The sequence below is a fragment of the Stenotrophomonas sp. DDT-1 genome (genome assembly GCF_001580555.1).
Classification (GTDB): Bacteria; Pseudomonadota; Gammaproteobacteria; order Xanthomonadales; family Xanthomonadaceae; genus Stenotrophomonas; species Stenotrophomonas sepilia.
Map to the genome: position 1 here is coordinate 31,230 of NZ_LEKR01000018.1, position 13,390 is coordinate 44,619.

At 66.7% G+C, this 13,390-nt stretch carries 18 protein-coding genes and 1 pseudogene; 12 read left to right on the forward strand and 7 right to left on the reverse strand.

Annotation, left to right across the window (positions count from 1 at the left end; all coding sequences use genetic code 11):
- The first annotated feature begins 133 nt into the window (after positions 1 to 133).
- The 4 genes from AB839_RS10830 to AB839_RS10845 all read left to right on the forward strand — a co-directional run bounded on the left by AB839_RS10830 (position 134) and on the right by AB839_RS10845 (position 2,982).
- Entirely contained in the window at positions 134 to 1,129 is a 996-nt protein-coding gene (locus AB839_RS10830; protein ID WP_241776769.1) for a DUF2268 domain-containing putative Zn-dependent protease, read from the forward strand.
- 212 nt (positions 1,130 to 1,341) lie between these two features.
- On the forward strand, positions 1,342 to 1,614 hold the full coding sequence (locus tag AB839_RS10835) for a hypothetical protein (protein WP_005420910.1): 273 nt from the start codon (positions 1,342 to 1,344) through the stop codon (positions 1,612 to 1,614).
- A gap of 156 nt (positions 1,615 to 1,770) precedes the next feature.
- Positions 1,771 to 2,457: a L,D-transpeptidase gene (locus AB839_RS10840; protein ID WP_061479360.1), complete on the forward strand. Its 687-nt coding sequence runs from the start codon at positions 1,771 to 1,773 to the stop codon at positions 2,455 to 2,457.
- A gap of 192 nt (positions 2,458 to 2,649) precedes the next feature.
- The gene (locus AB839_RS10845) at positions 2,650 to 2,982 is read left to right on the forward strand and encodes a hypothetical protein (protein ID WP_229298501.1); all 333 of its coding nucleotides are present in this window, start codon (positions 2,650 to 2,652) and stop codon (positions 2,980 to 2,982) included.
- Positions 2,983 to 3,010: 28 nt separating this feature from the next.
- Here the strand turns inward: AB839_RS10845 and arsH are convergent, their stop codons facing one another.
- Complete coding sequence (gene arsH / locus AB839_RS10850; protein WP_061479361.1) at positions 3,011 to 3,739, reverse strand: arsenical resistance protein ArsH; 729 nt, start codon at positions 3,737 to 3,739, stop codon at positions 3,011 to 3,013.
- 17 nt (positions 3,740 to 3,756) lie between these two features.
- Here arsH and AB839_RS10855 point away from each other — a divergent pair, with 17 nt between their 5' ends.
- From AB839_RS10855 to AB839_RS10870, 5 genes and pseudogenes are all read left to right on the forward strand, one after another.
- Positions 3,757 to 4,086: a helix-turn-helix transcriptional regulator gene (locus AB839_RS10855; protein WP_061479362.1), complete on the forward strand. Its 330-nt coding sequence runs from the start codon at positions 3,757 to 3,759 to the stop codon at positions 4,084 to 4,086.
- 1 nt (position 4,087) lies between these two features.
- Positions 4,088 to 4,507, forward strand: a pseudogene (gene arsN2, locus AB839_RS21915) (arsenic resistance N-acetyltransferase ArsN2); the annotation flags it as partial.
- A gap of 36 nt (positions 4,508 to 4,543) precedes the next feature.
- Positions 4,544 to 5,047: an arsenate reductase ArsC gene (locus tag AB839_RS21920; RefSeq protein WP_043034987.1), complete on the forward strand. Its 504-nt coding sequence runs from the start codon at positions 4,544 to 4,546 to the stop codon at positions 5,045 to 5,047.
- A gap of 13 nt (positions 5,048 to 5,060) precedes the next feature.
- Positions 5,061 to 6,092 (forward strand): ACR3 family arsenite efflux transporter, encoded by a 1,032-nt coding sequence (gene arsB / locus AB839_RS10865; protein WP_061479363.1) that lies wholly within the window; start codon positions 5,061 to 5,063, stop codon positions 6,090 to 6,092.
- A 487-nt stretch (positions 6,093 to 6,579) separates the two neighbouring features.
- Entirely contained in the window at positions 6,580 to 6,954 is a 375-nt protein-coding gene (locus AB839_RS10870; RefSeq protein ID WP_061479364.1) for a hypothetical protein, read from the forward strand.
- A gap of 13 nt (positions 6,955 to 6,967) precedes the next feature.
- Here the strand turns inward: AB839_RS10870 and AB839_RS10875 are convergent, their stop codons facing one another.
- Positions 6,968 to 7,642 carry an Ivy family c-type lysozyme inhibitor gene (locus AB839_RS10875; protein ID WP_061479365.1) on the reverse strand — a complete coding sequence of 225 codons (675 nt, stop codon included), beginning with the start codon at positions 7,640 to 7,642 and terminating at the stop codon, positions 6,968 to 6,970.
- A gap of 135 nt (positions 7,643 to 7,777) precedes the next feature.
- Here AB839_RS10875 and AB839_RS10880 point away from each other — a divergent pair, with 135 nt between their 5' ends.
- Positions 7,778 to 8,233, forward strand: coding sequence for a nuclear transport factor 2 family protein (locus tag AB839_RS10880; RefSeq protein ID WP_061479366.1), 456 nt, complete (start codon positions 7,778 to 7,780; stop codon positions 8,231 to 8,233).
- 143 nt (positions 8,234 to 8,376) lie between these two features.
- Here the strand turns inward: AB839_RS10880 and AB839_RS10885 are convergent, their stop codons facing one another.
- The 5 genes from AB839_RS10885 to AB839_RS10905 all read right to left on the reverse strand — a co-directional run bounded on the left by AB839_RS10885 (position 8,377) and on the right by AB839_RS10905 (position 11,462).
- The gene (locus tag AB839_RS10885) at positions 8,377 to 9,402 is read right to left on the reverse strand and encodes an NAD(P)H-dependent glycerol-3-phosphate dehydrogenase (protein WP_061479367.1); all 1,026 of its coding nucleotides are present in this window, start codon (positions 9,400 to 9,402) and stop codon (positions 8,377 to 8,379) included.
- A 20-nt stretch (positions 9,403 to 9,422) separates the two neighbouring features.
- The gene (secB, locus tag AB839_RS10890; protein WP_005407596.1) at positions 9,423 to 9,941 is read right to left on the reverse strand and encodes a protein-export chaperone SecB; all 519 of its coding nucleotides are present in this window, start codon (positions 9,939 to 9,941) and stop codon (positions 9,423 to 9,425) included.
- Between the two features lie 100 nt (positions 9,942 to 10,041).
- Positions 10,042 to 10,479, reverse strand: coding sequence for a rhodanese-like domain-containing protein (locus AB839_RS10895; protein WP_049416566.1), 438 nt, complete (start codon positions 10,477 to 10,479; stop codon positions 10,042 to 10,044).
- Between the two features lie 57 nt (positions 10,480 to 10,536).
- On the reverse strand, positions 10,537 to 10,962 hold the full coding sequence (locus AB839_RS10900; RefSeq protein WP_061479368.1) for a hypothetical protein: 426 nt from the start codon (positions 10,960 to 10,962) through the stop codon (positions 10,537 to 10,539).
- A 32-nt stretch (positions 10,963 to 10,994) separates the two neighbouring features.
- Positions 10,995 to 11,462, reverse strand: coding sequence for a YiiD C-terminal domain-containing protein (locus AB839_RS10905; RefSeq protein WP_061479369.1), 468 nt, complete (start codon positions 11,460 to 11,462; stop codon positions 10,995 to 10,997).
- 35 nt (positions 11,463 to 11,497) lie between these two features.
- On the opposite strand from AB839_RS10905, the gene AB839_RS10910 reads away from it, so the two are divergent.
- Both AB839_RS10910 and AB839_RS10915 read left to right on the forward strand, forming a co-directional pair.
- Positions 11,498 to 12,307: a uroporphyrinogen-III synthase gene (locus AB839_RS10910; RefSeq protein WP_061479370.1), complete on the forward strand. Its 810-nt coding sequence runs from the start codon at positions 11,498 to 11,500 to the stop codon at positions 12,305 to 12,307.
- A gap of 105 nt (positions 12,308 to 12,412) precedes the next feature.
- The gene (locus AB839_RS10915; protein WP_061479371.1) at positions 12,413 to 13,390 is read left to right on the forward strand and encodes a uroporphyrinogen-III C-methyltransferase; all 978 of its coding nucleotides are present in this window, start codon (positions 12,413 to 12,415) and stop codon (positions 13,388 to 13,390) included.

Here is a 13,390-nt window from a genome sequence, read left to right on the forward strand (position 1 = left end):
CGTCGGCCGCCTCCCGGGAGGGGGAGAGAGAGGAGGCGGTCGACAGGTGTGAATTATCCGTTAGGGGGGCCAATCGACCCTGAATATTGAACTGACTGGTGTATAAATAAGGCTGGCGTTCAGGGAACTCCTCATGCCGCACGCATCAGTCGCGTCACTGCTGTTTCCGCTTCATGCCCGGCGCACAGTGCGGGCTTTGCTGCTCTTCGCCCTGCCGATGATGCTGCAGGTAGCCAACGCAACCGAGCGTACCCGCCCTTCCGGGCGCATCGTGATTCAGACCGACGATGTCACGCGCTTCTTCAGCGTGCTGGATGCAAGCGGAGGGAAGCCGAATGCCGACGATCTGCAGCGCGGCTATCTGCATGCGGGTACGGATGCACTACGCAGCTTCACTGACAGCCGTATCGGCTCGATGGATCGTCTTGCAGATGCGATCCAGCGCAGACCTGCGCTGTTTGCCAAAGCACGTACCTGTGCGACGGCGCTGCCGGAGATCCGCGAGCGGGTTGCCAAGGCACTCGATCGGTTGGGCACTCTGCTTCCCTCCGCACGTTTTCCGCCGGTCACCGTGCTGGTGGGTCGGGGCAACAGCGGGGGTGTCACCACGCCCGACGGCGTGGTGATCGGACTGGAGGCACTGTGCAACGCCGACTGGATGCAGCCCGATGTGGGCGACCGTTTCGTGCACCTGATCGCCCATGAGTACGTGCACGTGCAGCAGCCCGGTGCGAGCGTCGATGTCGCGCAGCCCACCCTGCTCTATCAGACGTTGCTTGAAGGCGGCGCCGAGTACGTGGGCGAACTGATCTCGGGGCAACCGGCCAACGCGCATCTGCGTCGTTGGACGCAGGGCCGCGAATGCGCCCTGGAACGCCAGTTCGCCCGGGACAGCGCGGGTACTGAGCTGTCGCAATGGCTCTACAACGGCGCCGGCGACGAAACGCGCCGCGGCGATCTTGGCTACTGGATCGGCTACCGCATTGCCGCTGACTACGTTGCCCGCGCCGATGACAAAGCCGGTGCCGTCGCCACGCTGCTGGCGGTGCGTCCGGAAAGTGCGCCGGCACTGTTTGCCGCAAGTGAATGGCGCCCGGCGTGTGGGCCAGTGGAAAACGGGCAGGAATGAGGCCGTCTTCAGGCTGATGAATTGGGCGATTCAAGCAACTGCAAGGCCATCGCCTCTGTGCACATCAGCTCGCCTGATCTCACTCGTTAAGCTTTGCTGATGAACATATTTCACAACCCTTCCACGTCTTCCAACTTCAGCTGAAAGCGCTTGTCAGCGTGGGGAACAAACGCCGCTATATTCCAGCTTCCCCAGACGAAGGAGGGAGTGCAATGAACCTGAACCCGCAACACATGAAGACGGCCCGCGCACTTGCTGTGGCGCTCATCGCCACCGTAAGCCTTGGCGCTTGTGCCACCTACAAGGACGAGTTCGCAACCATCAACTCGCGCCTCGATCAGCTCGATGTAAAGGTGCAGGGCGCTGCACAGAGTGCCGAGTCCGCCAACCAGTCGGCACAGCAGGCCAATCAGCGCCTGGACCAGATCGAAGGCCGCGTGCAGCAGCTTGAAAGGGCACCCGTCGGGCGCAAGCCGCGCGGCTGATCGCTCCCTCACCGTTTGAATTGATCCACCTCTGTATCGGGAACCAGTGGCCCTCGCCGGCCACTGGCCTCCTTCCACCAGAATTGCATTGCCAGGAGCCTTCCCATTCGTACCTCCTCCTCGCCTGCACGCCGCGCCCTCCATGCCGCTCTGGCCATGGCACTGGCCGTTGCATGCAGCGGCGTAGCCAACGCCAGGGACAAGGACGCACCCGCACCACCGGCGGCCGCCGTTGATGAACTTCCGCCCGACCAGAGCGTCTCCGAAACAGTGATCGCGCTGGCCGGCTGGGTGGTCGCCAGCAAGGACAACCAGGGCTATCCGTTCGCGATCATGGACAAGGCGGCCGCGCAGGTTCTGGTCTTCGGCGGCGACGGCAAGCTGCGCGGCGCCGCGCCGGCGCTGTTCGGTTCGGCCATCGGCGATCATTCTGCACCCGGCGTCGCCAAGCTCGCCCTGAGCGCGATTCCCGGCCACGACCGCACCACGCCGGCGGGCCGCTTCATTGGTGCCTATGGCCCCTCCGACGATGCCGGGCGTGTGCTGTGGGTGGACTACGATTCCGCCGTGTCGATGCATCCACTGCCGCCGGGCAGCCCGAAGGAAAAGCGTGCCGAACGACTGGCGACGCCGACGCCGGACGACAACCGCGTCACCCACGGCTGCATCAACGTCTCACCCGCGTTTTACGAGCAGATCGTGCACTCCACGTTCGAGAAGGGCGGCGTGTTCTACATCCTGCCGGACAAGGATTCGATCGCGAAGACGTTCCCGGAATTCGCGCAGAGCCGTGCCGCCGCAGATGGCGACGAAAAGAAGACCGCACAGCACGCTGGCGAGTAGTGCGTTTGTGCGTCCGCCCTGGGCGTTGTGGGCACATGCCTGGGCCTTGCCCGGCCGCCGGGGCGGCCGCGATGCACGGTCTGCTCGTGGAAAGCCGCCTGCCTATGAGACCTGGTGCCCCCCGAGGCGCGGCGCGCTGGCATCCTGCGACGATCCTGCGAGGCAATGTCTGCCTCGTCCATGAGGCCGCCGGTGGACCCACTCTTCCAGTTTTTGCTGAGCACGATGGGTGGCGTATTCGTCTTCCTGTTCTTCGTGGGACGTGAGTACCTGCGTGGCCTTGGATGGCTGCTCGGTTCCTGGGATCCGAACATGGGGTGCGCGACAGAAGATGAACTCATTTCGAAGGCCAACCGCAGCGCCTTGCTGATTGCGGCGGTGCTTCTGGCGTGGGCCTTCATGGGCCCTTCTCCCTACCGCCGCAACTGGGAAATCGAAGTAATGGGCATCGGTACCGGCATGTTGCTTGCCTATGTGGTGATCATCCGCCTTGCAGCTTCAAGGGTGAAGAGGCTGCTCGGGTGAGCGTGCCTCACATCGGCACCCATGAGGATCAGGAAGCCGTAGCCCCTGCAGCCCGCGCCAATGCCGCGGCGTGCGCGTCGCCCTTCCGCTCGCTGTAGCGGTCCACCAGGTAGTCCGACCGGCCCCGCGTCAGCAGCGTGAACTTCACCAGTTCCTCCATCACGTCCACCACCCGGTCGTAGTACGGCGAGGGTTTCATCCGGCCGTCGTCATCGAATTCCTGCCAGGCCTTGGCCACCGACGACTGGTTGGGGATGGTGAGCATGCGCATCCAGCGGCCGAGCACGCGCAACGTGTTGACGGTGTTGAACGACTGCGAGCCGCCGCTCACCTGCATCACCGCCAGCGTCCTGCCCTGCGTGGGCCGCACGCTGCCATCTTCCAGCGGCAACCAGTCGATCTGGTTCTTGAACACGCCGGTGACCGTGCCATGCCGCTCGGGGCTGACCCAGACCTGCCCTTCCGACCACTGTGACCATTCGCGCAGTCGCTGCACTTCGGGGTGATTCCTGTCCACGCTGTCCAGCATCGGCAGCGCATGCGGATCGAACACCCGGGTATCGCACCCCAGGTGGCGCAGCAGCCGCTCGGCTTCCAGCGCCAGCTTGCGGCTGAACGACTGGGGCCGCAGCGAGCCGTAGAGCAGGAGAATGCGTGGCGGCCCCAGATCTGCCGCGGCGAGCTGGTGATGATTGGGCTGGGGCAATGACGATTCCGCCAGGTTGGGCAGGTCCAGACTTGTGATTGGCTTATTCATTCGATTATTCTAGAAATATGGAAACGTCGAATGCAATCGCTGCCCTGACCGCCCTCGGCCATGTCACCCGCCTGGCTGCCTTCCGGCTGCTGGTGGAGGCGGGCCCGGCAGGGCGCATGGCGGGCGACATCGCCACGGCCCTGCAGGTGCCTCCCGCCACGCTCAGCTTCCACCTGAAGGAGCTGGTGCAGGCCGGGCTGGTGGAGAGCGAAAGCCAAGGCCGCCACGTCTGCTACCGCGCCAACTTCGATGCGATGAACGGCTTGATCCAGTACCTGACGCACAACTGCTGCGCGGGCTCCCCGGATGAGCGGTGCGCGGTCACCGAACCGGCATGCAGGTGCTGAGATGAAACCCGATCCGGTGATTCGTGCAGGCACGCGCGACGACCTGTGCTCCATCCGTGACCTTCTGCAGCAGGCGCAGTTGCCCGTGGCCGATCTGGAAAGCAGCGAGGTGGCGTTTCTCGTCGCAGACCTCGACGGCATTCCCGTGGGTGCCGTTGGATTGCAGATCTTCGGCGCGTCGGCCCTGCTTCGCTCCCTGGTGGTGTCCGATGACCGACGCAATACCGGCCTTGGGCGCGCGTTGCTGTCAGCGGCCGAGGACATGGCCCGCCGCATGCAGGTCAGGGAACTGGTGCTGCTGACAACGTCGGCAGGCCCGTGGTTCGCGCGGCACGGCTATGCCGGATGCGATCGCGCGCAGATAGCGGAGGCGATCCGCAGCTCTGCCGAGTTCACTAGTCTCTGCCCGGCCAGCGCGCTGTGCATGTCCAAGCCACTCACTGACCACGGAAGCCACATGACCCGCAATGTCTTGTTCCTCTGCACCGGCAACAGCGCGCGCAGCGTGCTGGCTGAAGCCACCCTGCGCGCCTGGGGCGGCGATCACTTCAGCGCATTCAGTGCGGGCAGCCAGCCCACTGGCCAGATCAATCCCTTCGCGCTCGCCCAGCTGCAGGCCGAAGGAATGCCCGTTGAAGGGCTGCGCAGCAAGTCGTGGGATGAGTTCGTGGATGCAGCCCCGATGGATCTGGTGATCACCGTGTGTGACGCGGCCGCTGCCGAAGCCTGCCCTGTGGTGTTCGGTGACTTCATCCGCAGCCACTGGGGCCTGCCTGATCCGGCCGCCGTGGCAGGCAGCGATGCCGACAAGGCCGCAGCCTTCGCACTGGCCCATGCCATCGTGAAAACGCGCCTGCGTGCGCTGCTCGCACTGCCCGAATCGGTGTGGTCTGAACGCGAAGCGCTGCAGCACGCGCTGGACCGGATCGGCCAGCTGCTGCCGACCGACGGCGCGCAGTGACGGTGCCACTGCCATGAGTCTGTTCGAGCGACACCTGACGCTGTGGGTTGTGCTGTGCATTGCGATGGGCACGCTGCTGGGCCACGTCCTGCCCGATGCCTTCGCGGTGCTGGCCTCCGCCGAAGTGGCCAAAGTCAACCTGCCGGTTGCGGTGCTGATCTGGCTGATGATCATCCCGATGCTGCTGAAGGTCGACTTCACTGCGATGCGCCAGTTGCAGCAGCACTGGAAGGGCATCGGCGTGACGCTGTTCATCAACTGGGCCGTGAAGCCGTTCTCGATGGCGCTGCTGGGCTGGCTGTTCCTGCGCCATGCCTTCGCGGACTGGCTGCCCGCAGCACAGATCGACAGCTACATCGCCGGTTTGATCCTGCTGGCGGCCGCGCCCTGCACCGCCATGGTGTTCGTGTGGAGCAACCTGTGCCGCGGTGATGCCAACTTCACCCTGAGCCAGGTGGCCTTGAACGACGCGATCATGGTGGTTGCCTACGCGCCGGTGGTTGCACTGCTGCTGGGCCTGTCGGCGATCACCGTGCCGTGGGACACGCTGCTGTTGTCGGTGGGTCTCTACATTGTGGTGCCGGTGCTGGTGGCCGCCGTGCTGCGGCACTGGATCCTTTCGCGCAGCGGCGAGGCGGGCCTGCAGGGCGCGCTTCGACGGCTGGGCCCGCTGTCCCTGTCCGCGCTGCTGCTGACGCTGGTGCTGCTGTTCGGGTTCCAGGGCCAGCAGATCGTGAAGCAACCGCTGGTGATCGCGCTGATTGCGGTGCCGATCCTGATCCAGGTCTATTTCACTTCGGGCCTGGCCTACCTTCTGAACCGCCGTCTGGGCGTGGCGCATTGCGTGGCCGGCCCGTCAGCGCTGATTGGCGCCAGCAACTTCTTCGAACTGGCGGTGGCGACTGCGGTGGGACTGTTCGGCGTGCATTCGGGTGCTGCGCTGGCGACGGTGGTGGGCGTGCTGATCGAGGTGCCGGTCATGCTGTCCGTGGTGCGGATCGTGAACCGTACTCAGGCTTGGTACGAAGGACCCGAAGAGCGCTGACAACCAGAGTGGGGCGAGTTCGATCTACGTTCTTCGCTCCGCACTGTCGTCATCGGCTTGGTGGGGTACCCATATCCCTGTCATCAAGTTCGAACCATGTCGCATATTCCCCATGCTGCTACGGACGTTGCGGCACCTGCGTCAGCGACGGCTTAGCAGCATGCAAGAATGCTGAAAGCGTCTTCGATCAAACGCTGTTTGCAACTCGTCTGATTGGCGTTGCGCAGCGACAGCGGTACAGATGGCGGGCCACCGGAAAATCGGTGGCCGGGCCTCGAAAATCCGTTAGATCACGAACGTTGTTTGCGCTTGCCAGCCGGCATCACCCCGCGTGGCGCAGGCTGGCATTCCGTCTGCCGGCTATGGCGGGCGGAGCGTGGAGGCCTTGCGCCTGCCGGTCTTGTTCGTGATCTCCCGGTTTTCGAGCCACGTCTCCGCCCGCCACCTTTGCGTGGCGGCTACCGTCTGTCCTGCACGGAGCACTGCCATGACCTCACCGGACTTCCCCCGCCTGCATCCGCATCGCTCGTCCGCCACTGGCGGTGAGCCCTCAGAGCACGCGGCTGCGACCGACCCGAACGCCTTCATCGCCACGCTTCACCGCATCGGCAAAGGCGCGGCCGCCGATGGCCAACCCTGGCCGGAGCGTCACCAGATGCCGGGCCGTTGCATGGCGCTGGGCGATGCGGACTGTGCACTGGCCGGCCAACGCGTGACGTTGGAGCTGCTGCTGGCGGCCGAGCGCGTGCGCCAGAACGGCACGGAGGCCGAGTACGTGGGCGACCGGGTGATGGAAGGGCTGATCATGGCGTGCCTGACGATGAACGCACAGGCCAGCGCGCGCATGCAGCCGGACGGGTGACGCCGGCGCCACATCACTCGCAGAGCGCGCTGTCTTCCTTCAACGCGGCATCCTGCAGTGGCTGGCGCTGTTCGATCTGCTCACGCTGTTCCGCCGTCGGCTCGCCCAGCCACCACACACGGCAGCGCGCGGTAAGACGGCCGACCATCTTCGCCTGCGTGGGTGAGTACAGCATCGCCAACGCGGTGCCGGGGCAGTCGTGGGCCTGGCAGGCGGTGTAGAACCACCACGGCTCGCCCTGCAGCACTACCAGCTCGCCAGGGCCGCTGGGTCCGCTCAACAGGCGCTTGCGCAGCGACGGCATATCCTTGTCAGTGGATTCGGCGTCCTGCGTGTCCTTCATCAGCGCATCGAACGCGGCCAGCACCTTCGGGTCCTTGCGGCCGCAGTCGTCCACGGTACTGCCGCCGACCAGGGTGAAGAAGTGGGTCGCCAGCGGATTGTCCGCGCAGGTCAGTTCGCCGCCGGCGCCCGGGTCTTCCGGTTCGCCCTCGCTGTCCCACACCGCGGGGTCCACGCTGTCTTCGATGGACGGTTCCTTCTCGACCACCGTGGCCGTGGCGGCCGGAGCTTCGGTGGTTGGTGCTGGCGCCGCAGCAGGCGCGGCCTCGCCAGTCTTCTCCGGTACCTGTCCGCAGGCTGCCAGCAGCGCGGCCATCATCGCCATCCCTGTGATTCGCATCTTCATCGCGTGTCCTTGTCTGATCTGCGCTGCATCCACCGAATCGGCGGCCGCGTGATTCTAACCAGCACCGCGCCAGGATGCGTTCGCAGCTTCCCGTCATCGCCTGGAGCCGGACGCATGCGCCGTACACCACTCGCCATGATCTTCTGCAGTGCCCTGCTGATGGCATCGCCGGCAAATGTCCACGATGCAGAAGGCGCGGAGCCCGCACAGCCGCTTCCCGATATCGCGCTGCCCGCACCGCTGGACCGTGTACTGCGCGACTACGAGCAGGCGTGGCGCGGGGGTGATGCCAGGGCACTGGCTGCGCTCTTCGCCGAGGATGGCTTTGTGCTGCAGAGCAACCAGCCACCCGTGCGCGGGCGCACTGCGATCGAGGCTGCATATGCCGGACAGGGCGGCAGTCCGTTGCGGCTGCGTGCCTTGGCGTATGCGGTGGAAGGGAACACGGGTTACATCATCGGTGCGTACAGCTACGGCAACAACGTGGGCGATACCGGCAAGTTCACACTGACGCTGAAGCGCGTGGGTGACGGGCCGTGGCTGATCTTCTCGGACATGGACAACGGCAACACGCCACCGCGCGCGCGGTGAGGGATTCCGCAGGGCATGGCCCGGCGCTACTGGGCGCCAACCAAGGTTGGCCGCTACCAGAAGCGGGTTCCGTCCTGGATCCACGCCATGCGTGGATGAGGCGCACAAGAAAAAACCCCGGCACCTGGCCGGGGTTTTTCGATTCACTTGAACAGCGTGTCCGGATACTCCGGTTTCTGTTCCCGCGCCAGCAGTGCGCGCAAGCCTTCTTCCGGGGTCTGCTCGCCATGCAGCACGGCACGCACACCGTCGGAGATCGGCAGGTCGATGCCATGACGGCGCGCCTGTCGCATCACTTCGTCGGCAGTCTGCACCGACTCGACCACCTGGCCGATCTCGCGCACCGCATCCTGCAGCGTCTGGCCGCGGCCCAGGGCCAGGCCCAGGCGGCGGTTGCGCGACAGGTCGCCGGTGCAGGTCAGCACCAGATCGCCCAGGCCGGCCAGGCCCATCAGCGTTTCCGGCTTGGCGCCGATCGCAGCGGCCAGGCGCAGCATTTCGTTCAGACCACGGGTGATCAGGCCGGCACGGGCGTTGAGGCCCAGCTGCATGCCATCGGCCACGCCGGTGGCCACGGCCAGCACGTTCTTCATCGCGCCGCCCAGCTCGGCACCGACCATGTCGTCGCCGGTGTAGGCGCGGAACGCCGGGCCATGCATCGCCTCGGCCACCGTCTGCGCGAACTCGGGTACGTCGCCGTGCACGGTGATCGCGGTCGGCAGGCCCTGGGTGACTTCCTTGGCGAACGACGGCCCGGTGACGACGGCCAGCGGCACATCCTCACCCAGCACTTCGCGCGCCACTTCATGCAGGAAACGGCCCGAACCGGGTTCGAAGCCCTTGGTGGCCCAGGCCACGCCGGCACCGGGCGGTCGCAGCGGCGCCAGCGCACGCACGGTCTCGCCAAACGCGTGCGACGGCGTCACCACCAGGATCCAGGCCGCGCCCTGCACCGCCGACGCCAAGTCGGTGGTGGCACGCAGGCTGTCCGGCAGCGGGATGCCCGGCAGGTAACGCGGGTTCTCGTGGCGCTGGTCGATGGCCTCGACCACGGCAGCATCGCGCCCCCACAGCACGGTCGGGTGACCGTGCCGTGCGAGCAGGCTGGCCAGCGCGGTTCCCCAGGAACCGGCGCCGAGCACGGCGATCTTGTCAGCGGGAGTGCTCATCCGTGACGTCGCGGCAGGAATCAGGCGTTGCCGGCCGGCTCGGAGTCAGCCAGCGACGGTGCGTCGCCCTGCTCCTGGCGCTGGCGCAGGGTTTCTGCGTACAGGCCTTCGAAGTTGATCGGCTGCAGGAAGAACGGCGGGAAGCCGCCGGCCTGGATCAGATCGCTGATCAGCTGGCGCACGTAGGGGAACAGGATGTTCGGGCACTGGGTGCCGAGCAGCACGTCGATCGACTGCGGGTCCAGGCCGACCAGGCCGAACACGCCGGCCTGCTTCACTTCGGCCACGTAGGCGGTGCGCTCACCGGCCTGGCAGGTCAGGGTCACGGCCAGCACGACTTCGAAGGCGTTCTCACCCAGGCGCTGCACCTGCTGGTTCAGGTTCAGCTGCAGCTCCGGCTGCACCTGGTCATTGAAGATGGTCGGCGCGTTCGGCGACTCGAAGGAGACGTCCTTGACGTAGATCTTCTCGACGGTGAAAGCGGGGCCGGTAGCGGCATCGACCGGCGCAGCGGCGCCGTTGGTGATCTCTTCGGACATTTCCAGTAACTCCAGGTGAATGCAATGAAAACGATGGTCGAATTACTGCGATGGGGGCGGGACCCGGCCCATACAAGGCCGGATCCGCCACCTGCGACAATCAGTTGCGGCCCTTGACCAGCGGCAGTTCGGCCTGCTGCCAGGCAGGAATGCCGCCGTCGAGCACGTAGACCTTTTCGAAGCCGGCCTTCTTCAGCGCCTTGGCGGCGGTTTCCGAGGCGTTGCCGCTGCGGCACACCAGCACCACCGGCGACTGCTTGGCATTGGCCACCAGCTTGTTTTCCGGGCCGAAGGCACTGGCCTGGGCATTGCGGCTGCCGGCAATGTGGCCCTTCTCGAAGTCACCGCTGGCCGACAGGTCGACCACCACCGTGCCGCCCGCGTTGATCAGCTGGGTCAGTTCGGCGGGCTTGATGCCCTTGAAGCCCCGGAACAGGCGGCGGATCTCGGTGACGATGATGGCCACGGTCAGGCCGACCAGGGCCGCGGACAGCATCGGGTTTCGGCCTGCAAAGGCCAGCAACTCTTCGTAATTCACTCAGGTCACGGGTCGATTAAGCGGGCGCCGATTGTCGCACAAGCCGGACGCGGCCCGTCACTGCCCCTTCCACAGGTCCGGCAGGCCGGCGGTCTGCCACCAGCGCTTGGCCTCCGGGTCCCAGCGCCAGCGCTCGACCACGACCACGGTGCGCTCGGCCTGGGTGTTCTGGTTGATCACCCCGATTTCGACCCGGCGCTCGACCAGACCACCGTCCAGCGAGGCGCTGCTGCGCTCGCGATAGGACGACACGCGCAGCTGCGCGTAACGGTTGAGCTCGAACTCGGTCGGCGGCTTTTCCTTGCGCAGCTTGGGGTCGAGGTAGCCGATGGCATCGTCCATGCTGCCCCAGCGGATGGTCGCCCCGTAGGCGATCTGGGTCTCTTCCAGCAGCTTGCGCTGCTTGCGGCTGAGGTCGTCGGCCGAGGCCACGGCACTGGCCAGCAGCAGGGAATACATCAGGAACTGGATGAGGCGGCGCATCGGTGGTTTCCCCAGAACGTCAGCCTGCCATCCTACCCTTTGGCGAAGGCAACAAAGCGACCGCTGAACTCGGCGGCAGGCCTGCCATCGGCACCGGGCTGGGTGGCGATGATGCTGATGCGGGCCTTGCGGCGCTGCCGGAAGGTATTCAGGAAGGCGTCCCAGCCGGTGGCTTCGGCCGCTTCGGCGTGGGCATGCAGGTCCTCATAGACCGGCGCCAGATAGCGCAGGTTGCTGTCGGCCACATAGACCTCGGCATCGTGGCCGGCCAGGCGCAGGCGCAGGCTGACCAGGGCCCAGCCGGACAGGGTCAGCACCGAGGCCAGGCTGCCGCCGAAGGCGTTGCCCTTGTCGTTGACGTTGGCCGCCAGCGGCGCGGTGATGCGCAGCACGCCATCGGCATAGCCGTCGAGCTGGATCTGCATGGCGCGGACCGCCGGCATGCAGTCCAGCACGTCCTGCAGGGCGGCCAACGAGGAAGTCAGGGCATCAACGGACATCGGAGCAGCAACCACGACAACGAAGGGCCCGCATAATGCAGGCAATGGTCGACCATACGATACCCACTGGCGCCACCCGTTCCGGCCCACGCTGGACCCTGATCTCGCTGCGCCCGCGGGGCCAGAACGTGGCGCTGCGCCGCGCCGTTGCCGGGCTGGGCGGGAATGTCCTGGCCCTGGCGCCCTGGCGCCTGCAGCGCCTGCATGGCACGGCTGTGGTGCGCCAGCTGCAACGCGCGCTGAACTGCGATCGGGTGGTGTTCACCAGCCCGGCCGCCGTTGCCGCAGCCGCGTCCCTGCTGCCGCTGGCCGACGTGCAGCGCAGCCCGTGGCTGACCGTGGGCGAAGGCACTGCGCGCGCATTGCGGGCACACGGCATCACCGAGGTGCACGCGCCGCAGCGGATGGACAGCGAGGGGCTGCTGGCGATGCCGGTGCTGGCCGACGTACAGGGCCTGCGCATCGGACTGGTGACCGCGCCCGGCGGGCGTGGCCTGATTGCCGCGCAGCTGCAGGCGGCGGGCGCCACGATCGAACGTGCCGACGTCTACCAGCGTCGCCTGCTGCGACTGCCCCCGCGAACGCTGGCGCGATTGGCGCATTCAGCACAGCCGTGGGTACTGGCCGTGAGCAGTGGCGAAGCGCTGCAGCATTTCTGGCAACAGCTTTCGCCGGCCGGGCAGCAGCGCCTGCGGGCGTCTGCCCGCGTGGTGGTTGCCAGTGACCGCCTCGGCGAACAGGCGCAGGCGCTCGGCCTGCAGCGCATCACACGCAGCGCCGGCCCCACCGCTGCGCAGCTGGTGGCGGCTGCACACGCCACGCTCACCGTCCCGGCAGCGACCTGAACAGGGACGTGGATCACGCTTGCCGCTGTCGTCGGCAACGGTGATGCTGTGCACAACGCAGCCTGCCGGCACCCCGACCGGCGACGTTGCCGACAAGGAAGCCCGATGAACGATACTCCGCCCGCACCTCCACCCCATCGACCCGTGCGCTGGCTGCTGCCGCTGGCCGCCGTGGTCGTGCTCGGCGCGGGCGGTTATGCCGGCTGGTACGTCTGGCAGCAGCAACAGCGCGAACATCAGGCGCAGGCACAGACCACGGCCGTACAGCTGAAGGGCCTGGAGGCCACGCTGGATGCGCTGCGCCGTGACCAGCGCGCGACCAGCCAGCGCCTGCAGGATGCGGCGACCACCAACCGCGTGCTGCGCGACGAGATGCTGGGACTCTCACAGCGCAGCGCGCTGCTGGAAGAGAACGTGGCCAAGCTGGCCGACAGTGCCAACCAGGGCCGCCAGGCGGTGCAGCGCGATGAGGCCGAGCTGTTGCTGACCCAGGCTGCTCAGCGCCTGAACTACGCCGACGACGTGGACGGCGCACGCCGCCTGTATGCACAGGCCGCCACCGCGCTGGCCGATCTGCCCGACGCCGACGGCCTGAACCTGCGCCAGGCGCTGGTGCAGGAGCGCGAGGCACTGGATGCGCTCGGCAGCGGCCCGCGCGTGCAGTCGCTGCAGCGCCTGGATGCTGTGGCCCGGGCGCTGCAGGGCCTGCCCTCGCAGATCACCGGTACGACCGGCAGCAGCACCGCCAAGCCCTGGTGGCAGGCCACGCTGGCACCGTTCGTGGACATCACCCCGAGCCGCCAGAACGGCCCACTGACTGCCGCCGAAAAGCGCAACGCCGACGATGCGCTGCAGCTGGAACTGACCTTGGCGCGCGCCGCGATCGAGCGCGGCGACCGCGCGGGCCGCAACACCGCATTGGACCGCGTGGAGCAGTGGGCACAGCGGCGCTGGCCGGATTCACCGGCCCTGCGCGCGCAACGTGCTGAACTGAAGGCCTTGCGCGAACTGCCGCTGCAGGCCAACGACGCTGTCCTTGGCAGCACCCTGCAACAACTGCGCACCCAGACCGACCGGAGGTAA